Genomic DNA, 18,877 nt, shown 5'->3' on the forward strand with positions numbered 1-18,877 from the left:
GTCACCTGGTGAGGTACCGGCGGTGCGGTCGCCGACGCGGTCGGGGAGGCTGCCCGCTGGGAGGTCTGACTGTCATGTGTGCCGCCTGCGGAGTACCCGCGCACGCGCCGGCGGCTGCCGTCGTACCCCGGAAGTTTGCTGCTCTTCGGAACAAGGACTGTCGTCCTTATCTTTTCGGGGCGGCGCTCGCGATGATGGCCGACAACATCGAGCACGTCATCACGTACTGGGTGCTCTGGGAGAAGTTCCACTCCCCCGCCCTGGCCGGCTTTCAGGTCATCAGCCATTGGCTGCCTTTTCTGTTCTTCTCCGTGTACTTCGGCGGGCTGGCCGACCGGTTCGACTGCCGCAAGGTGATCCAGGTCGCGCAGACGCTGTTCGCGCTGGTCTCGGTGGCCTGGGGTGTGCTGTTCCTGACCGATTCGCTGCAGGTGTGGTCGGCGTGTGTGCTGTTGGTGCTGCACGGGCTGGCCGGATCGTTGTGGGGCCCGGCCGAGCAGTTGATGCTGCATGATTTCGTCGGCGACGACGAGGTGCCCAGCGCCGTACGGCTCAATGCCACCTTCAAGAGCCTGGGTGTGCTGTTCGGGCCGGTCATCGGGTCGGCGTTGCTGCTCGGGCTCGGGCCGACGGCCGGGATCTTCGTCAATGTGGCGTTCTATCTGCCGCTGACGTTGTTTCTCTTCCGGACGAAGTTCACCGGGCACACGCGCGACGACGGGGCGCCGCGCCGACGGATGGGGATCGTCGATTCGGTGCGGGTGCTGCGGGCGGTCAGCGCCAACCGGACGTTGGTCAGCATGATCATTCTGGGTGGGCTGGGGTCGTTCTTCGTCGGGGCCTCGATGCAGTCGTCGATGCCGATCTTCGCGCAGGATCTGGGGGCGGGCAGCGCCGGGACGGCGTACGGGATCCTGCTTTTTGCCAATGGCGCCGGTGGGGTGATCGGCGGCATTCTGCTCGAGGCCACCGGGCGGCTGCGCCCGACCGTGGCCGCGGCCGTTTTCAGTACGGGCGTCTACGGGCTGAGCACCGTGCTGTTCGCCGTCTCGACCAGCTATCCGCTTTCGGTTCTTCTGCTGGTCGTGGGCGGGGTGGCCAATCTGGCCTCGATGTCGATCGGGCAGACCCTCGTGCAGCTGCTCGCGCCGCCCGCCGACCGCGGGCGGGTCATCGGCGTCTACGGGATGTCGGCCAACGGGCTGCGGTTCGGCAGCGGGGTCACGGTCGGATTGTTCGGCGCGGTCGTCGGGATTCATTGGTCGCTGGGGCTCAGCGCCGCCGCCCTCTGCGTGGGGACGGTGCTGGCGGGCATCTCGGCACGCCGAGCCCCATGACCGTGCCGGCCCGGGCAGCGAAGGGCCGGTCGGGGTCGTGACCTGCGCCTGCTCGGGCAGCGAACAGCCGGCCGTGCCCCGCGACCTGGACCGCTCACGCGGCGAGCAGCCCGCCGAGACCCGCGACGCGCCTGCTTGAGCAAAAAGCAGCCGGCCGAGCGCCGCGACCCGCGCCGGCTCAGGCTGAGAGCAGCCGGCCGACCTCCCCGGCGCGGTCGCCCAGAGCCGTGCGCAGCGAGGCCGCGATCTCCTCGTCGGAGCGCTTCGGATCGGCCAGCGCGCCGATCACCGCGTCCGCGACGGCCTCGTCCTCCATCCCGGCCACCATCAGCTCCCCCACCTGCTGCGGGTCCTGCCCGGCGGCCTGCTGCAGCAACTGCAGCATGTCGGTGAACACCACCTCGTGCGCGCTGCGCCCGGTGCGGCCCACGTTCTGCTGCCACGGCGCCACCCGCAGGGCGGCACGCTGCGGGTTGTCGCGGGCGTTCGGGCTCATCCGGGCGGTCCACCACGCGTCCATGCGGGCGTTGAAGTCGGACTGGGTGATCGTGGCCATGTCGTCGTCCTCGGCTTCCAGTAGGCCCCAGGGCCGGGTGTCGCGTTCCTGGGCTGTCGTGTAGCGGGCGGAGAAGTGCGCGTGCTGGGTGTGGGCGTTGGCCCCGGTGTAGGTGCGGGTCGTCCATCCCCACGAGCGGGACCAGATCCGGCGGTTGTAGATCACGTTCTGCAGGCGGTTGTCGCGACCATCGCGGTGCCGCATGACGATGATCTCCACCGCCTTCTGCATGCTCCAGCCGGCTTTGCGCAGGTCCTTGTCCACGTCGATGGCGTGGACCTCGTTGATCGAGTCGGCGTCCTCGTACGGGGTGCTGCCCGTCTCGTCCGGGTTGTGATCCGACGAACTCTGCGAGTGCGCGGTGTCGCCGATGGACCCGTCGCTCGACTTGTCCCGGCCGGGTGACAGCGTGTTGAACTCAGTCCTGAGTGTCACCAGGCACGGCACCAGGGTCCAGCTCGCCATTCGACGCCTCCTCCCACGGGTCGGGGACGGATTCGCCCGCGTACTGTTCGCCAGGTCCTGGATCGTGCAGGCCGGCGTACTTGTCGCCGGCTTCGATCTGCTCCGGAGACAACTGCGGCTCCTGCGGAGCCTGTCTCTCCGGGGACGGCTCGGTCATCGCGTCTCGTTCCTGTTTCGGGGAACCGGTCCGGGGTGGACCGGATGGGGCTCGGATGCGAGCCGCGTGAGTACCCCCGGCCGGCGATGACCACTCCGGTTCAAACCGGATTTACCGGGATGTGCGACTCCCGGGCCGCGGCGGCACGGCCCGTAGCTGACCGGGTTCGGCAGGTCATGGGGCTGTTGCTCATGGGAAGGCCCCGGCCACGGAGAGTCCCTCAGAGCAGGTCGTTGTCCTTGGCGTACAGAGCCGCCTGGGTCCGGTCGCGCAGGTTCAGCCGGCTCAGGATGCGCGAGATGTGATTCTTGACGGTGCCCTCGCTCAGATACAGCCGGGACGCGATCTCCTTGTTGCTGGCGCCGGCCGAGATCAGCCGCAGCACCTCGACCTCGCGCGGGGTGAGGACCTCGGCGGCCGGTGGGGCCGCAGCCAGCCGGCCGACGACCGAGGCGTCGAACGGGGCGACGCCCGCGTGCGCCAGGCGGACGGCCTGAGCGAGTTCCGCCGCGGGCAGGTTCTTGAGCAGGTATCCGATCGCGCCGGCCCGCAGCGCCCGGGTCACGTACTCGTCGTCGTCGAAGGTCGTCAGCATCACAATCTTGCAGGTGGGCAGCAGCCGGCGCAGGGCGGCGGTGGCCGCGACGCCGTCCAGCTCGGGCATCCGGACGTCCATCAGCACCACGTCGGGCCGGCAGGCGGGCACCGCCGCGACGGCCTCCGCGCCGTCTCTGGCGCTGCCGGCCACCTCGATGCCGGGCTGCAGGCCCAGCAGGGCCGTGATGCCCTCGCGGACGAGCTCCTGGTCGTCGACGACGAAGACGCTGACGGTCACCAGGGGACCTCCACGGTGAGCTCGGTGCCCGCCGGGGAGCTGGCCACGGCCACGGTGCCGCCGGCCAGCCGGACCCGTTCGCGCAGCCCGGACAACCCGAAACCCTCGTCGCCCGGGTCGAATCCCCGGCCGTCGTCGCTGACGGTCAGGCGGGCGCCCCGCTCCTCGTAGGCGACGGTGAGGCCGATCCTGGCGGCGCCGGAGTGCCGGCAGGCGTTGGTCAGTCCCTCCTGGGCTGCCCGGTAGAGCACCAGCAGCGGCCGCCGTTCCTGGCCGGTGACGGTCAATGTCACCCGGCCGGCCGCGCCGTCGAGGTGCCGGACGAGCTCGGGCAGCGCGTGCGACAGCTCGACCGGGCCGGTCTGCGAGCCCAGGGTGCGTACCGAGGCTCGGACTTCCGTCAGCGCCCGGTCGGCCGACCAGCGCGCGCTCGACACGGCCTGGGCCGACGTCGCGGGGTCGAGCGCCGCGAACGCCTCGGCCTTCTCCAGCTGGATCCCGATGGCGGTCAGGTGGTGCCCGAGGCTGTCGTGGATCTCGCGGGCGAGCCGGTTGCGTTCGCGGGCCGCCGACAGGTCGGCGACCTGCTCGAGGGTGCCCGCCAGCTGCCGGCGGGCGCGTTGTTCGCCGGTGGCGACCGCGGCCATCGCGATCGCCAGCACGATGCCCAGGGTGAACATCAGCAGGTCCGAGATGTATTCGGCGGAGACATACCAGTCGGGCACCCACAGCGTGAAAGCGCCCGTCACCGCCGCGACACAGCCGGCGCCGAGCACGAGGGCGGCGGTGCGGCCGAAGGCGAAGTAGGCCAGGAACGGCACCAGGACGAACAGCACCCGCGACAGCCCGGACGTGTCCAGCGCTGTCACCCCGGCCAGCAGCAGGATCCGCACCGCCAACAGGAGAACCGGCGGGATCGGCCGGTCCCGGGCGTCCAGGACGATGAGCACGGCGAGCAGGCCCGCGAAGCCGGCGGTCCGCCCGGTGACGCCCGGGCCGACCGCGCTGTAGTAGACGCCGCCGGCCAGCACCGCGCTGTAGAGCACGGGCGGGATCCAGGAAACCGGCTGCCTCACCGGCGCAGCATATGCGCGCACCGCCGGCTGCGGCGGACCGCGAGCAAGGTCTGGCCGAAGGTCATGTGCCCGATGGCGGCGGCGGTGCGGGTCGTTTCGCACTTATCCCGGGTGACCTGCGGCTCCTAGATTTCCCGGCGTCGTCTCCGTCTCGGAAAGCAGGTCCGCATGCGCCGCTGCCTCGCCGTCGCACCACTCCTTCTGACCGCCGCGATATCGGCCGTCCTGATACCGGTGCCCGCCGCCGCGCATCCGGCGCACTGCCCGGGCGTACGGGTGCCGGGCGCCGAGCACGCCGTCACCTCCTGCCTGGCCGATCTGACCACCGCCGGCACGGTCCCGTCCGGGCACACCGATCCGGCGGACTGGGCCGGCCTGGAAGCACCCGGCACGGTCACGCCCTCCGGGGTGCCGGGCGTCCAGGTGGACGGCTACTTCCCCGACACCTCCGCGACCAACACCAACCACGGCTGGCACCACGACAGCCAGTTCGTCCTGCGGCTGCCGGCCCGCTGGAACGGCGGGCTCGTGGTGGCCGGACCACCCTCGACCCGTGAACAGTTCGCCAACGACCGGATCATCGGTGATCAGGTCCTGGCCCGGGGCTACGCCTACGCCGCCACGGACAAGGGCAACACCGGCGCCCAGATCTACCGCGACGGCCGCCGCCCCGGCGACGCGATCCTGGAATGGCACCGACGCTTCACGCAGCTCACCGTGGCCGCCCAGAAGGTCGCCGCGCGGCACTACGGCCGGGCCCCGCGCACCACGTACGCGGCCGGGCTGTCCGCCGGCGGCTACCTGGTGCGCTGGCAGCTGGAGAACCGCCCGGAGCTCTACACCGGCGGCCTGGACTGGAACGCCCTGATCTTCACCCGGGACACCAGCCTGCTCACGACGCTGCCGCCGGCCCTGCGCGCCTATCCCCGCTACGCCGCCGGTGACGCCACGGCCCACGCCGAGATGATCGCGGCCGGCTATCCCGCGGGGTCCGAGGCGCTGTGGGGTTACCACCACAAGAACCAGTGGGACCTCCTGCAGCGACTGGTCCGCGAAGAGCTCGACCCGGACTACGACGGTGCCACCGAGGCCGGCACCCCGTTCTGCGCCGAGGGCACCGGGGCCGGATGCGACACCGACTACGACCTCGCCGCCCGGCCCGGCGCGGTGCACCGGGCCGTCGCCCGGGTCGCGCTCACCGGGCGGATCAACCGGCCGCTGGTCAGCATCCAGGGCACCCTGGACGTCCTGACGCCGCCCGCGACCTACGGCGACGCCTACCACCGGATGGTCACCGAGGCCGGCCGCGGCGGCCTGCACCGCTACAGCCTCGTGCCCGGTGGCACCCACACCGACGGCCTGGTGCCGATCGCCCCGGGCGTCCTGCGGCCCATGCTGCCGTCGTTCACCAGCGCGTTCACCGAGCTCGAGGCCTGGACCGGCCGCAGCTGACCGCACGGCCACCCGCCGCACCGGCAGCGGGTGGCCGGTTCAGTGCGACAGCGCCTGGCTCGGGGGCAGCCGCGCCGCGCGGGCCGCCGGATACAGACCGGCCACCATCCCGACCAGCATCGTCGCCGCGACCCCACCGGCGAGGGCCCAACCGGGCACGACCGGCGACCACGACCGGTACCCGGCGTAGCCCGCGGTGACCGCGGCACCGATCAGCACCCCCGCGACACCACCGAGCGTGGCCAGCAGCAGCGACTCGCACAGGAACTGCAGCCGGATCTGCCCCCGGGTCGCCCCGAGCGCCCGGCGCAGGCCGATCTCCGCCCGCCGCTCCAGCACCGAGATGACCATGGTGTTCGCCACCCCCACCCCGCCCACGGTCAGGGCCACCGCGCCCAGGCCCAGCAACAGGCCGTTGAGGGCGCTGTCGGCCGCCCGGGCCGCCGCGAGCGCGTCAGAGGGCCGCGACACCTTCACCTCGTTCGGGGCCTCGGGGTTGGCCGTCGCCGCCAGCACCCGGCGGACCTGTTCCACCGACTCCTCCGCCGAGCGGGTGTAGACCGTGGTCGGTGAGCCGTCGAAGGCGAGCAACTTCTGGGCGGCTGCCCAACCGACCAGGGCGCCCGAGTCCAGTTCGGGGGCCAGCGGCACCGGCGCCAGGACGCCGACCACGCTGAACCACAGCCCGCCCAGCCACACCCGCGGGCCGGGCGCTTGGATGCCGAGGCGCCGGGCGGCCGCCGCGCCGAGCACGACCGCCGGGCCGTCGGCGGCGTCGCTGAGCCAGCGGCCCGCGGACAGCCGGGCGCCGACCGTGCCGAGCAGGTCCGGCCGGGCCGCGAGGACGGCGATGCTGCCGCTCTCCCCCACCGGGATGTACTCGTTGCGGTAGACCTTCGCCGCCAGCCGGCCGGTGGCGGTGGCCGACTCGACCGGGGCGATGCGCCGGACCATCGCCGGTGACTCGGCGGGCAGCTTCGCGTCCTCGCCGGCCATCGTCTGCCCCGGCGCGACCGTCAGCAGGTTGGTGCCGAGCTGGTCCAGGGTGCGGTTGAGGTCGGCGCGGCTGGACGCCGAGATGCCGACCACGGCCAGCATCGCGGCGATGCCGATGGCGATCCCCAGCGCGGACAGCACGATCCGCAGCGGCCGGGTCCGCAGCCCGGCCGCCCCGACCCGCAGCACGTCGCCGGGGGCGAGACGGGCGGGACGCAGGCGGGCGGTCATGACTCCGCCAGCCGGCCGTCGCGCATGTGCAGGCATCGCGGCAGTCCCCCGGCGATCTCCCGGTCGTGGGTGATCAGCACGACCGTGGTGCCGGTGGCGTGCAGCGACCTCAGCAGCTCCAGCACGCCCGCGCTGGCCACGGAGTCGAGGTTGCCGGTCGGCTCGTCGGCCAGCAGCACCGCCGGGTCACCGACGACCGCCCGGGCGATCGCCACGCGCTGGCGTTCCCCGCCGGAGAGTTCGTGCGGGCGGTGGTGGGCCCGGTGCTCCAGGCCCACGCGTTGCAGAGTGCTCGCGGCCCGGCGGCGGCGCTCGCGGCGGCGTACGCCGGTGTAGAGCAGGCCGTCGGCGACGTTGTCGAGGGCGGACACGCCCGGCGCCAGGTGGAACTGCTGGAAGACGAAGCCGATCGTGCGGGCGCGCAACGCCGACAGGACCCGGTCGGGCAGGCTCGCCACGTCGTGGCCGTCGATGCTCACGGTGCCGGTCGACGGGCGGTCGAGGGCGCCGAGCAGGTGCAGCATCGTCGACTTGCCGGAGCCCGACGGGCCGACGATGCCGACCAGCTCGCCGGCGTCCACGTGCATCGACACCGCGTTCAGGGCCGCGACGCCGCCGGGGTAGGTCTTGCCGACCTCGCTCATCCGGATCATGCCGGCATCCCCACGGTCATGCCGTCGGCGAGCCCGTCCCCGCTGACCTCGGCGCGGCCGTCGGCGAACATGCCGACCCGGACCGGCAGGTAGCGGGTGGCGCCGCCCTCGACGACCTGCAGGCCGTACCCGCCCTCGGCCAATGCGACCAGCGCCGCGACCGGCACGCTCAGCACGTTCTTGCGCTGGTCGCCGGTGTAGGTGACCTCGACCGGGGCCTCGCGCAGCCCGCCGCCGGCCGTCGGGTCGCGCAGCTTGATCGTGACCGGGACCGTCGGGTCCTTGCCCTGCTCGGCGGTTGCCTTGGCGCCCACGTGGGTCACCGTGCCGGGGGTCTTGCTGCCGTCGGGCAGGGTGACCGACACCTTGGCGCCGGGCCGGGCCCAGTCGGCGGCGTCGGCCTCGGCGTCGACCGTGACGACCGCGGCGGCGCCGGTGTAGGTGAGCACCTCGCCCGAGGCGGGATCACCGACGCGGACCTTGTGCTCGGCGACGCGGATCGTGCCGGTGGCCACGACCACCCACGCCGAGGTGACGGTGCCGGTGCGCGGCAGCGCGAGCTTCTTCTGCCAGGTGCGGACCGCGCGTGCGGTCGCGGCGCTGTACTCGTCGTCGACGGTGAAGCCGCCGTAGCCCAGGTCGCGCAGGTTGCGCTCGAACTGCAGGACGTCGGGGCCCTCGACGCCCGGCGACAGCGGCCGGTAGAGCGGCAGGACGCCGGTGAGCAGCACCACTCGGCGGTTGTCGGCGCGCAGCACGGTGCCGCCGCGTTCGATCGTGCGGCCCTGCTTCGGCAGCCACGTCACGGTGCCGCCGGCCGCGGACTTCATCGGGACCGGTTCGCCGTAGCCGAGCTCGCCGTCGACGGTGACCGATTTGGCCAGCGTCTGACGCCGTACCGTGGTGGTGGCCGCCGGTCCCGCAGCCGCCGGCGCAGTGTCCGGCTCGTCGTCGAGGACGACCGCGGCCGCGCCCGTCGCGCCCAGGGTGGCCACCGCGGCGATCACGACCAGCGCGGTGCGGCGGGTCACCGGCGCACCTCGATGCCCGGCATCACTCCGGTGCCGAACTGCGGGCACTTGTCGCCGATCTTCGACAACTTCTCCAGGTCGGCGTTGTTGTCCGCATCCATCTTGAAGCCGCCGGTCTCCGGGTCCGGGTCCGGGAAGCTGGGCACGCCGTTCTCCCGCACGCACTTGGCGTAGTCGCGGGCCTTGGCCAGGTCCTCGGCCGTGGCTTTCGGCGGCTCGCCGCCGTTGGGCAGGAACTCCCGGCACTTCTCCATCGCGGCATCCATCTTCTTGCCCGAGGCCTCGTCGCCGACGGCGGTGGCGGGCATCCCGACCATCCCGTCGGGGCCGGGGTCGGGCATCTCGATCCCCGCCGTGCGCATGCACTGGGCGAACTTGCGGCCCAGGGCCGCGTCGTCGGCCGGGGCCGACGCGCCCGCGCTCGGCTTGCCGCCGGCCGAGGCCACCTGCTGCTCCTTCTTGTCGGCGGCGCATCCGCTCAGCGCGGCCACGAGCAGCAGGGGTACGGCGATCAGCCGCATCCGGTATCGGTGTGTCATCACAGCTCCTTCTCGGGTCGGAGCCACGACACCAGAACGCCGGTTAACCGGTCATTAGCGCCGGCGCTAACAGGGTTCTAACGGGTTGGCCAGGCACCATGTGCCGGTGCGGATACTGGTGGCAGAGGACGAGGTCGTGCTGGCCGACGCGATCACGGAGGGTCTGCGGTTGCAGTCGCTGGCCGTGGACACCGCGTACGACGGGGATGCCGCACTGCAACGGCTCGCGGTGAACAGCTACGACGTGCTCGTGCTGGACCGGGACCTGCCGGTGGTGCACGGCGACGACGTGTGCCGGGCGGTGGTCAGCTCGGGCTCACCCGTACGGGTGCTGATGCTCACCGCCTCGGGCGGTCTGGCCGACCGGGTGGCCGGTCTGGGCCTGGGCGCCGACGACTACCTGCCCAAACCGTTCGCCTTCGTCGAGCTGATCGCCCGGGTCCGGGCCCTGGGCCGGCGGGCCCGCCCGGCGGCACCACCGGTGCTGGAACGCGCGGGCGTACGCCTGGACACCTCCCGCCGCCAGGTCTACCGCGACGGGCACCACGTCGCCCTGTCCCGCAAGGAGTTCGCCGTGCTGGAGGAGCTGCTGCGCGCCGACGGGGCGGTGGTCAGCAGTGAGCAGCTGCTGGAGAAGGCCTGGGACGAGCACACCGACCCGTTCACCGGCGTGGTCCGGGTGACGATCCTGAACCTGCGCCGCAAACTCGGACCGCCGCAAGTGGTCACCACCGTGACCGGAGTGGGGTACCAGATCCCGTGACGACCCACCGACTGACCGTCCGGGCCCGGCTGACCGCCCTCTACGGCGGGGTGTTCCTGCTGGCCGGCACCGCGCTGCTGGCCATCACCTACCTGCTGCTCGCGCAGGCGCTGAACAACAGCTCCTTCAGCCAGGACGCCGTGCTCGCCGTACCGGGGATGCGGATCGCCGCCGCACCTTCTGTGCCGGCCGAGACCTACCCGCGGAAGACGACCCCGGCGCAGGAGCTGGAGAGCGTGCAGCTGGTGAAGCTCGCCGGGGAGCTGCAGACGCAGTTCCGCCGGCAGACGCTGACCTCGCTGCTGCAGCGCGGCGCCATCGCGCTGGCCGGGGTGGCGGTCATCGGCATCTGGCTGGGCTGGCTGATGGCCGGGCGGACCCTGCGCCCGCTGCAGCAGATCACCGCGACCGCCCGCCGGGTCGCGGACCGCAACCTGCACGAACGCATCGGCCTGAGCGGCCCCAAGGACGAGCTGCGGCAGCTGGCCGACACCTTCGACGACATGCTGGCCCGCCTGGACGCGGCTTTCGGCTCGCAGCGCCGCTTCGTCGCCAACGCCTCGCATGAGCTGCGCACCCCGCTGACCATCAACCGGACGCTCATCGAGGTGGCCATGAGCCGGCCCGGCGCGCCCGCCGAGACCCGCCGGCTGGGCGAGACCCTGCTCAGCGTCAACGCCCGCCACGAGCGGCTCATCGAGGGTCTGCTGGTGCTGGCGGGCTCCGAACAGCACCTGACGACCCGCGAACCGGTCGACCTGGCCGCGGTCACCGAGCGGCTGGTGAGCGTGGCCCGGCCCGAAGCGGCGGCCGCCGGCATCACCCTGCACGCGTCGCTGGCACCGGCACCGGTGCACGGCGATCCGATCCTGCTGGAACGCCTGGTGCAGAACCTGCTGCGCAACGCGATGACCTACAACGAGCCCGACGGCGAGGTACGCGTCACCTGCGCCGGTCAGCGGCTCACCGTCACCAATCCGGGGCCGGTCATCGCCGCGTACGAGATCCCGGGCCTGTTCGAACCGTTCCGCCGGCTGACGGACCGGATCGGCTCGACCGAGGGCAGCGGCCTGGGCCTGTCCATCGTGCGGTCGATCGTGACCGCCCACGGCGGCACGATCACCGCCGAGCCGCGCCCCGGCGGCGGCCTGGCCATCACCGTCGAGCTGCCCGACCGCTAGGTTGTGACGGTGTTCGCGTGTGCAGGCTGCGGTGCCGTGCTGACCGTGCCGGTGTCGCGGGTGGCGCTGCCGGTGCACGCCGAGCAGCAGTACGGCCACGACCTGCTGGGCCCGCTCATGGAGCCCGGCACCTACGCGGTGAATCCCGAGCCCTCCGGGCTGCTGCCCGGCAGTCCCCGCGGGGCTGTGGTCATCGCGCCCGGTGACGTGCGCGGGACCGTCTTCATCCCGGGGCGCAGCGAGGGTTACTGCTACGGGCTCGACGGCCGGGACGGGCCCAACCTGGCCTGTGAGCGGTGCGGGCGGGAGGTGGCGACGCGGATCGACGACTGCTCGTACTGGCAGGCGGTGTGGCTGCACCCGCCGGCCGTGCGCAGCATCGCCGGCGACGACGACCCGCGTCCGGTGACCAGCTGGGAGGCGCTGCCCGCGCAGCGGCCGGTGCTGCCGCCGATCGACCTGGCCGGCTGGTGGAACCCGATCTGGGCGGCCGCGGTCGCGGCCGCGCTGGCCCACCTGCTCGCAAAATCCGACGGTACGCCGGTGGCGGTGCCCGAAGGCCCGGTCGCCGACGTCTTCCGCCGCTCGATCTTGACACTGCTGCCACCGGGTACGCCGGCCCGGACCCTCGTGGTGGCCGGACCGGGACTGCCCGCCGTCACCGCCGAGCTGGTCCTGGTGCCGTCGCACCCGCGGAACGGCGAGCACTGGCCGGCGCCCGGGGCCGTCCCGTTGGCCTACGACGTGTGGCGCTACCTGGCCTTGCACCGCGAGCGCCGGCCGGTGCCCGGGGCCGGCGCGATGCCCGACGAGGCCCGGCGCGACGACCCGTCGCCGCGGCAGCCGCCCGGACCGTTCCGGCCCGACTGGGGCGTGTTCGTCTCCACCCTCGCGCGCATGCCCGCGGTCCGCCGGCCGTGGCTGCGCGAGCTCCATGACCGGGTACGCAGCCGGCCCCACATGGACCCGTTCTAGCTGGAGCCGGCCCATGCCCGACGTCGCTGAGCTGGCCCGGTCCGTGTTCGGCTTCGACCTGCGGCCCACCCAGCGCCGCGCCGCCGAGACTGCGGTTACGGGCCGCGCTGCTCAACTCCAGCCTGCACAGCGGTCAACGCGCGGGCGCTGCCTCGCCGCCGCCATCGCCGTCGCGGGTGGCCGGGCCGGGCCGGGGGTCGGGATGCACGATCGGCTGTGGGGTACGGGGACGTTGTTGTCGCGCGACGAGCACGAGCTGACCGGCATCTGATCCCGGCGGCGCTGGACAACGGGCTGCTCACCCTCGGCTGAGCCTGGATGCACTCGGGCACCGCGACGCCGTCGTGGCCCTAGACTCTGCGGCCATGGGACTCCTCACCTTCACCCTCAACGTCACCCTGGACGGTTGTGTCGACCACCAGGAGGGGATCGCCGACGATGAGACGCATGCCCTCTTCACCCGTCTCATGGACGAAAGCGGGGCGATGCTGTGGGGTCGCGTCACCTACGAGATGATGGAGAGCCACTGGCCGGCCGTCGCCCGCGGCGACGTGGAGGCGCCGCCGGCCATGCGGGAGTGGGCGGCCAAGCTGGAGGCCAAACCCAAGTACGTGGTGTCGTCGACGCGCAAGGACTTCCCGTGGACCAACAGCCACCACATCGCCGGCGATCTGCGTGAGGAAGTGCAGAAGCTCAAGGACGCGACCCCGGACGGGGTTCTCCTCTGCAGCGGCAACCTGGCAACCGAGCTCGACCGATGGGACCTGATCGACGAGTACAAGCTGCTCGTCCATCCCCGGATCGCCGGCCACGGCCCGACGCTGTACCAGGGCGGGCTGCCCGGCACGCGCGAGCTCGAGCTGCTTTCGGCGCAGCCGCTCAGCAACGGCGTGGTGGCCCTGCACTACCGCCGCGCGCGCTGAATCGCAGGAGCCCGGCGTCAGCCGAGCAGGGACGGGATGGCCGAGGCGAAGGTGTTGTCCGGGTCGTAGTGGCGTTTCGCCGCCAGCAGCCGGCTCAGGTTGGCGCCGTACGAGTCGCGGGAGCGGTCCTCGTCGTCCGGGCCCAGCAGGTTCGGGTAGCCGCCCGGCAGCGACAGCTCGTCCAGCGACGTCGCCACCGAGTCGGCCCAGGTGCGGTGCGGCTCGACCGGATCCCCGGGCTGCCAGGCGGCGATCACCTCCAGCACGGTGTGCGGCGTGCGCTGGGCGAAGGCCGTCGCCGACGGTTCCACTCTCGACGCGGCGCCGTGGAAGCGGTTCAGGATCAGGGCCGAGAACGGCGAACTGATCTCGCTCGCCGCGGTGATGAGGGCGTCCACCGCCGGGGCCGGCACGTCGGGCAGCCAGCGGGTCCGCAGCAGGTAGTGGTTGCCGTCGACCATGCTGCGGTCGAACATGCTCAGCGCCGCCTCGTACGGCATCGGGGCGATCTGGTCCACGATCGGGCGGCCCAGCGAACGCAGGCGGGCGATCGCCTGCTCCCCCGCCGCGAGGTCGCCGCACCAGAACGGGCACAGGAACGCCAGCGGACGGCCCTCGGGACCGGGCAGGAAGCCGGTCATGACGCTCAGTTCGTCCGGGGCGTCGGCCATGATCTCGGCGTGGCCGGACAGGACCGCGGCCGCCTGCTCGAACGGGAACATCAGCATGCCGGTGAGGATCGACGGCACCTCGTGCAGCCGGTAGCGCAGCTCCGTCACGACGCCGAAGTTGCCGCCTCCGCCGCGCAGGGCCCACCACAGTTCGGGGTCGTCGTCCGGGCCCGCCACGACCGTCGTGCCGTCGGCCAGCACCACCGTCGCGCCCAGCAGGTTGTCCAGGGTCAGGCCGTACCGGCCGATCAGCGGGCCGTAGCCGCCGACGGTGGTCAGACCGGTCAGGCCCACCGCGCGGACCACGCCGGTCGCGGTGGCCAGCCCGTACGGGGTGGACGCGGCCACCAGATCAGCGGTGATCGCGCCGCCCTGGGCCGTGGCGGTACGGGCCGGCGCGTCCACGGTGACCTCGCGCATGGCGGTGAGGTCGATGACCAGGCCGCCGTCGCGCAGGGCCCGCCCCGCCCAGTCGTGTCCGCCGGCTCGCACCGACAGCGGCATGCCGGCGTCCCGGGCGACACGCACTGCCGCGCTGATCTCGGCCACCGTGGTGCAGCGGGCGATCGCGGCCGGCTGGTGGGTCACCGCGGCGTTCCAGACCTGGCGGGCGGCCGGGAACCCGGCGTCCTGGGTCAGCAACAGGCGCTCGGCGAGCAGCGGGCGCAGGACGCGGACGGCGCCGGCGAGGTCGGCCGGGGTGCTGGTGGCGGTCATGGCGACTCCGATGCGCGCGTGGGTGGGGTCCGGCGACCGTACCGCGAGTTCACGCACGGTGATGTCGCCAACACGACGTCCGCCGACGACACGCCCGCCGACTAGGGTGGGCTCGCCTCGTCCGGCCGGCTGAGAGAGTCATGCACCATCAGATGTTCGTGGACGGCGCCGCTGAGGCACAGGAGCGGGTCACCATGCCCTTACGGTTCGGCATGGATCTGACTATGCCGGCCATCGGTGTGATGCCGGACCGCGCAAGCAGACGGTTGCGGAGCGCATCGACGCAGGCGCCGGCCGTCTTGCGACGTATCTGAACGGGGAGAAGGCCGAGAAGAAGACGGACACAGGTAGACTTGTTTTGTGACGAGTGCCGGCCAACCGAGGCGCAAGCGAAGAGCAGGCACTCAGTCGAAGCTCCGGAATGCCGGCTCGCCTGAGGCGAGCGGAGAGCCTACGTCGGGCGACGCGGGTACCACGGTTCTCGATAATGTCCACATAATTCAGCCGTCGGCACCATCGAACAATCCCGACTACACCGCTTGGGTCTTTGGCTTCATCGCTGCGGTACTCACATGGAATCAGCTGGAGCCCCTACGCGCCGTCCTAGCCATCTTCGCCATAGCCTTTGGCCTTGGCGGCCTGTGGGTCTTTCGACATGAACGCCCTGCGAGGCGGTGGGCAGCGCCACTGTGTTGGCTCGGCACCGTCGTGTGCTTGGTACTGAGTCAAACCGTTGCCGCGGGAGACCCGGTGCGCAATGCAAGACCTTCGCCCACAGTCACCGTGACCCACACGGTCACACCGTCGGTCACAGTGACTGTGTCATCTACGCCCACCGTGCCCGGCATCGTCGGAGTCGCCCCCAGCGTCGAGTCGGCGGCGCCGCCTCCTACCGATGCCTCGCAGGCTGTGGTTGACACGGCAACGGGTGAGATCAAGCAGGCTCAATCGAAGACATTCTTCGGCGGGGCATTGCGAGTCGGCGTCTCGACCGTATACGACAGCTTCGTGGACCTGAATCTCGCAACGTCGGACGGCGAATGCAGTGGCGACCCTAGCACCGGTCAGTCGCTGGCCGTCCGAGATCCGTCGGGGTATTGGTTCCGCGTGGCGGTTCTTCGGCTGAGAGCCAACACTTCGGTGACGGTGGAGGTCTCGCGCGGCACTGGAATCCTGCCGAGCGGCCAGATCTGCGTGTAGTCGCGGCCGACCACAATCAGGCATTACACCCGTGAAGCGAGGCGGGCTTGATCGACGGCTCCGCGCGAGCGGATCACGAAGCCGAGAACCCGACGGCCAAGGCGACCGAATTGTGCGACAAGATCAAACGAGAGGTACGCGAGCGGGCTCCACTAGGTCTACTAATCTCGAGTACGAGACAAGCAGAAACCCACATCAGTCTCAGCCAGAATGCGGAACTGCGACGGACGCCAAAAACACGATCACCGGCCCGCGACCGTACCGCGCCGTCGAGCGGTGCAGGCGTCGGTACGACTCAAGCCGGGTGAGCGACTCCCACTGCCGCCGCGCTCGCCGACTAGGGTGGGCTCGCCTCATCGTCCGGCCGGCTGGGAGAGTCATGCACCATCAGATGTTCGTCGACGGCGCCTGGATCTCCGCGCTGTCCGGCGCCACCACCGTCGCGACCAGCCCGGCGACCGGTGAGCAGCTCGGCACCGTGCCCGACGGTGACCGCCAGGACGCCCGCGCCGCCATCGCCGCCGCCCGCCGGGCCACCGGTGGCTGGGCGCGGCTGTCCGCCTTCGAGCGTGCCGCCCTGCTGCACCGGGTCGCGGACGTCATCGAGTCCCGGCGCGACGACCTGGCCCGCACGCTGACCCTGGACCAGGGCAAGCCGCTGCGCGCCGAGGCCTATGACGAGGTCGACGAGCTGGTCACGTACTGGCGGATGGCCGCGGAGGACGGCAAGCGGCTGGGCGGGCTGCTGCCGAACTCGGCGAGTACCGGCAAACGGGCGCTGCTGGTCCGGCGCCCGCGCGGGGTGGTCGGGGTGATCACGCCGTGGAACTGGCCGTACACGATGCCCGCCGAGCTGATCGCGCCCGCGCTGGCCAGTGGCAACACCGTGGTCTGGACGCCCGCGCCGTCGACGGCGATCTCGGCTGTCGCGCTGGCCGAATGTGTTGCCGAGGCCGACCTGCCGCCCGGCGTGCTCAACCTGGTGACCGGCCCCGGGCCGGTGGTGGGTGACGAGATCGCGCGCCACCCCGGTACGGACGCGGTCGCCTTCATCGGCTCCACGGCCACCGGCCGGTCGGTCGCGAGCGCGGCGGCGGGCAAGGCGACGCTGCTGGAGATGGGCGGCAACGGCCCGCTCGTGGTGCTGGCCGACGCCGACCTGGACCGGGCCGTCGAGGGCGCCCTGCAGGCCTGCTTCCTGTGCGCCGGGCAGAGCTGCACCGCCGGCGAGCGGCTGCTGGTGCACCACGCGGTGCGCGACGACTTCGCCGAACGGCTCGCCCGCGCGGTCACCGACCGCATCCGGCTGGGCGATCCGCTCGACGACGCCACCACGATGGGCCCGCTCAACAACGCCGGTGTAGCGGCCAAGATGGACGAGCACGTCGCCGACGCCCTGCGCCGCGGGGCCTCGGCGCTGACCGGCGGCGCCCGCGCCACCGGCTTCGCCACCGACCTGTACTGGCCGGCCACCGTCCTCACCGACGTACCGGCCGACGCCGCGGCGGCCACCGAGGAGACCTTCGGCCCGATCGCCCCGATCGTCGCCGTCTCGGGCCTCGAGGAGGCGATCGAGCTGACCAACGCCTCCCGGTACGGGCTGCTGGCCGCCGTCTACACCGCCGACCTGAGCACCGGGCTCGCCTTCGCCGACGCGGTGCGCACCGGCTGGGTCAACATCAACGAGTCCACCAACTACTGGGAGAGCCACCTGCCCTTCGGTGGGCGTTCCGGCTCCGACAGTGGGCTCGGGCGGGTCGGCGGCGCGCACCCGATGGAGGCGTTCACCGAGCTGCAGACGGTGATCATCGGCTGAGCCGTACCTGATCGCCCTTGCTCTGCTCGGCCAGCGAGGCGCGCAGCAAGAGCGCGACCCACGTCCGGTACGGACGCCATTGCTCGGCGATGGCCTCGAGCCGCGCGAGGCCGGGGTCGTCGCCGAGCCGGTAGGCGCCGGTCATGGCCTGGTGCAGCCGTTTCTCGTTGCGGGGAAACGCGTCGGGGTCGCCGGCGCCGCGCAGCAGGATCAGTTCGGCGGAGAACGGCCCGATGCCGGGCAGGGTCTGCAGCCGGGTCAGTGCCTCCTCGGGCGGCAGGGCGCGCAGGGTGGCGGCGTCGAGCTGTCCGTCGTCGGCGGCCCGGCCGAGGGACTGCAACTGCTCGATCTTGCGGCTGGTGAGGCCGGGGAACTCGCGCAGGCCGGCGAGCCGGTCGGGTGCCGGGAACGAGGGGAGCTGCCCGTCGCCGAAGTCGATCTGCTGTCCGAGCTGGGTCGCGAGCCGGGTACGGATTCCCGCGGCCTGGCTCCGGCGGATGCGCTGCCCGATGATCGTCCACACCGCGGCCTCGTACGGGCTGTGGAACTGCACCGGCCGCAGCCCCGGACAGCGGGCCTGCAGCTCGCCGACGACGGGGTCCCGCTCGCCCACCGCCGGGAAGCCGGTGCCGTCGACGTCCAGCGACAGGATGCGCTCGACCTGGCCGCGGATCCGATCGGCCGGCACCGAGCCCGGGTTGGCCACGACCTCGGCGACCGGCTCGGCGCCGTCCCCGGTGACCCGGACCCCGACGGGGGTCCAGCCGTGCTCGGCGGGGAAGGCCAGATCGAGCCGCGCCTCGTCACCGCCGCCCTGCCCGGCCGAGAACCCCGCGACGAAGCGGGCGGCGCTGCGCAGTGAGAACGGGCCGCGCGCCCGCATCCGGAAGGTGTTCACGCCTTGTCGTGGATCGTGACGGCGTACCCGTCGGGGTCGCTGAAGGTGAAGGTGCGGCCGAAGGGCCCGTCGAAGGCCGGCGTCACGATCGGCACGCCGGCGGCGTCGAGCGTGTCGTGCAACGCCTGGGCGTCGGTGCTGTGCAGCCACAGGGCGACGCCCAGCCCGGGCCGGCCGGCGTCGAGATCAACGCCGGGCAGCGGCTCGCGCACCGCGAAGGCCACGGGCTGGGTGGCGAAGACGACCGCGCCCGGCGGGCTCGCCGGGATCCGGCGCAGGCCGAGGTGCTGCTCGTAGAAGGCGGCGGATCGCTGCAGGTCACGCACCTGCAGGGCGACGAAGTCGGGTCCGGTGACCGTCATGGTGCACTCCTGGCGTCTCGAATCTGGCTATGTCAAAGTCCTG

20 protein-coding genes are annotated in these 18,877 nt (G+C 72.3%); 9 read left to right on the top strand and 11 right to left on the bottom strand.

What is annotated here, in order from left to right; genetic code table 11:
* Window positions 1–8 precede the first annotated feature (8 nt).
* The gene (locus tag ACZ6S4_RS02275) at window positions 9–1,337 is read left to right on the top strand and encodes an MFS transporter (RefSeq protein ID WP_465473128.1); all 1,329 of its coding nucleotides are present in this window, start codon (window positions 9–11) and stop codon (window positions 1,335–1,337) included.
* 178 nt (window positions 1,338–1,515) lie between these two features.
* Here ACZ6S4_RS02275 and ACZ6S4_RS02280 read toward each other — a convergent pair whose 3' ends face one another.
* From ACZ6S4_RS02280 to ACZ6S4_RS02295, 4 genes are all read right to left on the bottom strand, one after another.
* Complete coding sequence (locus ACZ6S4_RS02280; protein ID WP_465473129.1) at window positions 1,516–2,358, bottom strand: hypothetical protein; 843 nt, start codon at window positions 2,356–2,358, stop codon at window positions 1,516–1,518.
* Window positions 2,312–2,515, bottom strand: coding sequence for a hypothetical protein (locus tag ACZ6S4_RS02285; protein WP_465473130.1), 204 nt, complete (start codon window positions 2,513–2,515; stop codon window positions 2,312–2,314). The genes ACZ6S4_RS02280 and ACZ6S4_RS02285 overlap by 47 nt, the downstream gene beginning before the upstream one ends.
* A gap of 220 nt (window positions 2,516–2,735) precedes the next feature.
* Complete coding sequence (locus ACZ6S4_RS02290; protein WP_465473131.1) at window positions 2,736–3,350, bottom strand: response regulator transcription factor; 615 nt, start codon at window positions 3,348–3,350, stop codon at window positions 2,736–2,738.
* Window positions 3,347–4,426, bottom strand: coding sequence for a sensor histidine kinase (locus tag ACZ6S4_RS02295; RefSeq protein WP_465473132.1), 1,080 nt, complete (start codon window positions 4,424–4,426; stop codon window positions 3,347–3,349). Before ACZ6S4_RS02295 ends, ACZ6S4_RS02290 begins: the two co-directional genes overlap by 4 nt.
* A 168-nt stretch (window positions 4,427–4,594) precedes the next feature.
* On the opposite strand from ACZ6S4_RS02295, the gene ACZ6S4_RS02300 reads away from it, so the two are divergent.
* Window positions 4,595–5,878: a tannase/feruloyl esterase family alpha/beta hydrolase gene (locus tag ACZ6S4_RS02300; protein WP_465473133.1), complete on the top strand. Its 1,284-nt coding sequence runs from the start codon at window positions 4,595–4,597 to the stop codon at window positions 5,876–5,878.
* A gap of 39 nt (window positions 5,879–5,917) precedes the next feature.
* Here the strand turns inward: ACZ6S4_RS02300 and ACZ6S4_RS02305 are convergent, their stop codons facing one another.
* Genes ACZ6S4_RS02305 through ACZ6S4_RS02320 form a run of 4 tightly spaced genes read right to left on the bottom strand, consistent with a single transcriptional unit; the run spans window position 5,918 to window position 9,328 of the window.
* The gene (locus ACZ6S4_RS02305) at window positions 5,918–7,105 is read right to left on the bottom strand and encodes an ABC transporter permease (protein WP_465473134.1); all 1,188 of its coding nucleotides are present in this window, start codon (window positions 7,103–7,105) and stop codon (window positions 5,918–5,920) included.
* A complete protein-coding gene (locus tag ACZ6S4_RS02310; RefSeq protein ID WP_465473135.1) occupies window positions 7,102–7,758 on the bottom strand; it encodes an ABC transporter ATP-binding protein in 657 nt (218 codons plus the stop codon). The genes ACZ6S4_RS02305 and ACZ6S4_RS02310 overlap by 4 nt, the downstream gene beginning before the upstream one ends.
* On the bottom strand, window positions 7,755–8,789 hold the full coding sequence (locus ACZ6S4_RS02315) for a peptidoglycan-binding protein (protein ID WP_465473136.1): 1,035 nt from the start codon (window positions 8,787–8,789) through the stop codon (window positions 7,755–7,757). The genes ACZ6S4_RS02310 and ACZ6S4_RS02315 overlap by 4 nt, the downstream gene beginning before the upstream one ends.
* Window positions 8,786–9,328 carry a hypothetical protein gene (locus ACZ6S4_RS02320; RefSeq protein ID WP_465473137.1) on the bottom strand — a complete coding sequence of 181 codons (543 nt, stop codon included), beginning with the start codon at window positions 9,326–9,328 and terminating at the stop codon, window positions 8,786–8,788. Before ACZ6S4_RS02320 ends, ACZ6S4_RS02315 begins: the two co-directional genes overlap by 4 nt.
* Window positions 9,329–9,434: 106 nt before the next feature.
* Here ACZ6S4_RS02320 and ACZ6S4_RS02325 point away from each other — a divergent pair, with 106 nt between their 5' ends.
* The 5 genes from ACZ6S4_RS02325 (at window position 9,435) to ACZ6S4_RS02345 (ending at window position 13,170) form a co-directional block, all read left to right on the top strand.
* Window positions 9,435–10,091: a response regulator transcription factor gene (locus ACZ6S4_RS02325; RefSeq protein WP_465473138.1), complete on the top strand. Its 657-nt coding sequence runs from the start codon at window positions 9,435–9,437 to the stop codon at window positions 10,089–10,091.
* Window positions 10,088–11,272, top strand: a complete 1,185-nt coding sequence (locus ACZ6S4_RS02330; protein WP_465473139.1) for a sensor histidine kinase — start codon at window positions 10,088–10,090, stop codon at window positions 11,270–11,272. The genes ACZ6S4_RS02325 and ACZ6S4_RS02330 overlap by 4 nt, the downstream gene beginning before the upstream one ends.
* A 9-nt stretch (window positions 11,273–11,281) precedes the next feature.
* A complete protein-coding gene (locus ACZ6S4_RS02335) occupies window positions 11,282–12,247 on the top strand; it encodes a hypothetical protein (protein ID WP_465473140.1) in 966 nt (321 codons plus the stop codon).
* Between the two features lie 13 nt (window positions 12,248–12,260).
* Complete coding sequence (locus tag ACZ6S4_RS02340; RefSeq protein ID WP_465473141.1) at window positions 12,261–12,518, top strand: hypothetical protein; 258 nt, start codon at window positions 12,261–12,263, stop codon at window positions 12,516–12,518.
* 94 nt (window positions 12,519–12,612) lie between these two features.
* Window positions 12,613–13,170, top strand: coding sequence for a dihydrofolate reductase family protein (locus tag ACZ6S4_RS02345; protein ID WP_465473142.1), 558 nt, complete (start codon window positions 12,613–12,615; stop codon window positions 13,168–13,170).
* 17 nt (window positions 13,171–13,187) lie between these two features.
* On the opposite strand, the gene ACZ6S4_RS02350 is transcribed toward ACZ6S4_RS02345, so the two are convergent.
* A complete protein-coding gene (locus ACZ6S4_RS02350; protein ID WP_465473143.1) occupies window positions 13,188–14,558 on the bottom strand; it encodes an FAD-binding oxidoreductase in 1,371 nt (456 codons plus the stop codon).
* Between the two features lie 783 nt (window positions 14,559–15,341).
* On the opposite strand from ACZ6S4_RS02350, the gene ACZ6S4_RS02355 reads away from it, so the two are divergent.
* Complete coding sequence (locus ACZ6S4_RS02355; RefSeq protein ID WP_465473144.1) at window positions 15,342–15,758, top strand: hypothetical protein; 417 nt, start codon at window positions 15,342–15,344, stop codon at window positions 15,756–15,758.
* A 379-nt stretch (window positions 15,759–16,137) separates the two neighbouring features.
* Window positions 16,138–17,574 (top strand): aldehyde dehydrogenase family protein, encoded by a 1,437-nt coding sequence (locus tag ACZ6S4_RS02360; protein ID WP_465473145.1) that lies wholly within the window; start codon window positions 16,138–16,140, stop codon window positions 17,572–17,574.
* Here ACZ6S4_RS02360 and ACZ6S4_RS02365 read toward each other — a convergent pair.
* Both ACZ6S4_RS02365 and ACZ6S4_RS02370 read right to left on the bottom strand, forming a co-directional pair.
* Window positions 17,564–18,472, bottom strand: a complete 909-nt coding sequence (locus ACZ6S4_RS02365) for a DNA-3-methyladenine glycosylase family protein (protein ID WP_465473146.1) — start codon at window positions 18,470–18,472, stop codon at window positions 17,564–17,566. The two genes, ACZ6S4_RS02360 and ACZ6S4_RS02365, sit on opposite strands and share 11 nt — an antisense overlap.
* On the bottom strand, window positions 18,469–18,834 hold the full coding sequence (locus ACZ6S4_RS02370) for a VOC family protein (protein ID WP_465473147.1): 366 nt from the start codon (window positions 18,832–18,834) through the stop codon (window positions 18,469–18,471). The genes ACZ6S4_RS02365 and ACZ6S4_RS02370 overlap by 4 nt, the downstream gene beginning before the upstream one ends.
* Between the last annotated feature and the right edge of the window lie 43 nt (window positions 18,835–18,877).

The sequence above is a fragment of the Actinoplanes sp. NPDC051405 genome (assembly GCF_055586185.1).